Annotated in this window: 3 protein-coding genes; all 3 read right to left on the bottom strand. The window is 70.2% G+C overall.

All coding sequences use genetic code 11. From position 1 onward, the window contains the following. On the bottom strand, nt 1–370 hold a 370-nt coding region (locus ACWELJ_RS33995; protein ID WP_452370158.1), incomplete at its 3' end, for a chromate transporter. An 80-nt stretch (nt 371–450) separates the two neighbouring features. Beyond that, complete coding sequence (locus tag ACWELJ_RS33990; RefSeq protein ID WP_452370157.1) at nt 451–1,611, bottom strand: serine hydrolase domain-containing protein; 1,161 nt, start codon at nt 1,609–1,611, stop codon at nt 451–453. A gap of 79 nt (nt 1,612–1,690) precedes the next feature. Then, complete coding sequence (locus tag ACWELJ_RS33985; RefSeq protein ID WP_452370156.1) at nt 1,691–1,852, bottom strand: hypothetical protein; 162 nt, start codon at nt 1,850–1,852, stop codon at nt 1,691–1,693. Between the last annotated feature and the right edge of the window lie 366 nt (nt 1,853–2,218).

Genomic DNA, 2,218 nt, shown 5'->3' with positions numbered 1-2,218 from the left:
CGGCCGCGCCGAGCGCCCAGTGCGGCACGCCGCCGGCGAGGAAGAACGCCGCCAGCGCCAGAATGATCACCAACCCGGGCACGATGAAGCACACCCCGCCGACCAGCGCCCCGGCCGTGCCGCGCAACCGCCAGGCCGAGAAGATGGCCAGCTGCGTGGACGCCGGGCCGGGCAGCAGGTTGACCGCCGCGATCGCGTCCTCGAACTCGGTGGGCGCGATCCACTTCCGCTCCTCGACGCACAACCGCCGCAGCAGCGCGATGTGCGTGGGCGGTCCGCCGAAACCGATGCAGCCGATCCGCCCCCACTCGCGGGCGATCGTGGTGAGCCGCACTTCGGCCGTGCCCTCGGCCCATCGCTCACCACGCACGCCCGCAACCCCTCACTCCACCGGGCCGACCAGCCCGAATCCGCGATACCGCCAGACCCTAACAGCGTCCGGCCGGGCGATCAGCTCGTAGAGCGACCGGCGCACAGGGCGTGGTCGATGAGGGCGCCGCCGACGGATTCCTGGGCGACGATGTGTTCGGGGGTGTCGCCGAGCGCCTCGGACATGGAGACCACCGCGCTTCGGCTGCCGTCCTCGGTGACGCCGTTGAGGGTGATGTAGCCGCCGTCGCCGCCCTCGTGCGACCAGTAGGTCCCGCCGCAGCTCAACGGCCGTTCGGCCAGACCGAGGCCGTATCGGCGACCCGGCCACAGGGTTTCGAGGTCCCCGCTCACCGGCACGGATCGCTTCATCTCCGCCAACCGGTCGGGGTGGAGCAGGCGGCCGCCGAGCAAGGCGCGGAAGAAGATGTTCTCGTCCTCGGTCGTGGTGACCCAGGAGAGGTTCTCCGGTTCCAGCGCGATCTGGTCGGTGACGTCGACTTCGGAACCGGGGCCGAAGAACTGGTAGGCGCGGGCGTGCGGCTGCGGAAGCGTGGAGGCGTCGCCGAGCCACCGGGTTCGACGTAGGCCGAGCGGGATGACGATGCGGTTCTCGATCTCCGTGTGTACGGGTCGGCCGGTGGCTCGCTGAACGACCTCCGCGAGCAGGATGTAGCCGGTGTTCGAGTACTGCCAGCCCGTGCCGGGCGCGAAATCGGGCGCGTGGGCCATGGCTCGGGCGATCAGCTGCGCGGGGGCGTAGGTGTCGTAGCGCAGCCGGTAGTACTCCTCGGGTGTGGTGTAGCCCGGCAGGTCGTCGTGAATTCCGCTGGTGTGCTGCAGCAACTGGCGGAGGGTGATCCGGGTGCCGTCGTTCCCGTTGTCCCGCACCACATCCGGCAGCCACCGGTCGACCGTGTCGTCGAGGGCGATCGTGCCCTCGCCGGCGAGTTGCAGGACCACGGTGGCGACGAATGTCTTGGCGGTGCTGGCCATCCGGAAGTAGCCGTCGGACGGGACCGGGTCTGCGGTGGTCCGGTCGGCGGTCCCGCTCGTGGCGACCGATTGCGTGCCGTCGGGCTCGATGACGCGCGCCTGCACCCCGCTGATGCCGAGGGCGTGGATCGCCTCGGTATCCCTGTGCAACTGTTCCGCGACCGAGGATTCCGCGGGATCGGCGCACCCGGCGGCCGTCCCCGCGACCAGCAGAGCCGCGAGAGCGGTGGCACAGCGTTTGACCATGGTTGAACGCTATGCCGGGTCGCGCCCTCGGGTCATCGGGCGGATCCCTGGAATCCGGGTGGGGGAGATCCCCCAGGTCTCACAGCGTGATGCGGAAAGCCTTGCCGCCGAGGATGTTCTCGGATGTGCGATGGTCGGCGAAGGCCGAGTACACGATGGTGTCGGGCTGCTGCGGGGCGTCGGCCTTGGACTTGCTGCCCTTGATGATCACCGCGATCACGATGATGACGATGACCAGCACCGTGACGATGGCGGCGATCAGCCAGGCCGTGGTGTTCGAACTACGGTGCTGCGGAGCGTAGTTCGGCTGCGGAGTGTGGTGCGCGTAGGTCTGGGGCGGGTACGCCGGGCCCTGCTGGCTCGTGAACGGCTGTGGCGCGGGCTGGTTCGGGTACGCGGGCGTCGAGGTCTGCTGATTAAGGATCGGGTGGTGCGGGTAGGACGGGGGCTGCTGATTGGGGTAGGACGGGCCCGACGTCGGCGGTGACGGGTACGCGGGGCCCTGATTGGTGCCCGGGCGGCGGAGGCGGCGGCGACAGCGGGGTGCAGGCCGCGGGCCAGGAGTGCGCCGATGATGCCGGACAGGACATCGCCGGAACCGGCGGTC

Source organism: Nocardia sp. NPDC004582, assembly GCF_053602115.1.
The sequence above is the reverse complement of the archived record's forward strand: the minus strand, read 5'-3'. Positions and strand labels throughout refer to the sequence as shown.

Excerpts from the sequence above, each read along its gene's own strand:
- ACWELJ_RS33990 (WP_452370157.1), bottom strand. The coding sequence starts at position 1,611 with ATGGTCAAACGCTGTGCCACCGCTCTCGCGGCTCTGCTGGTCGCGGGG.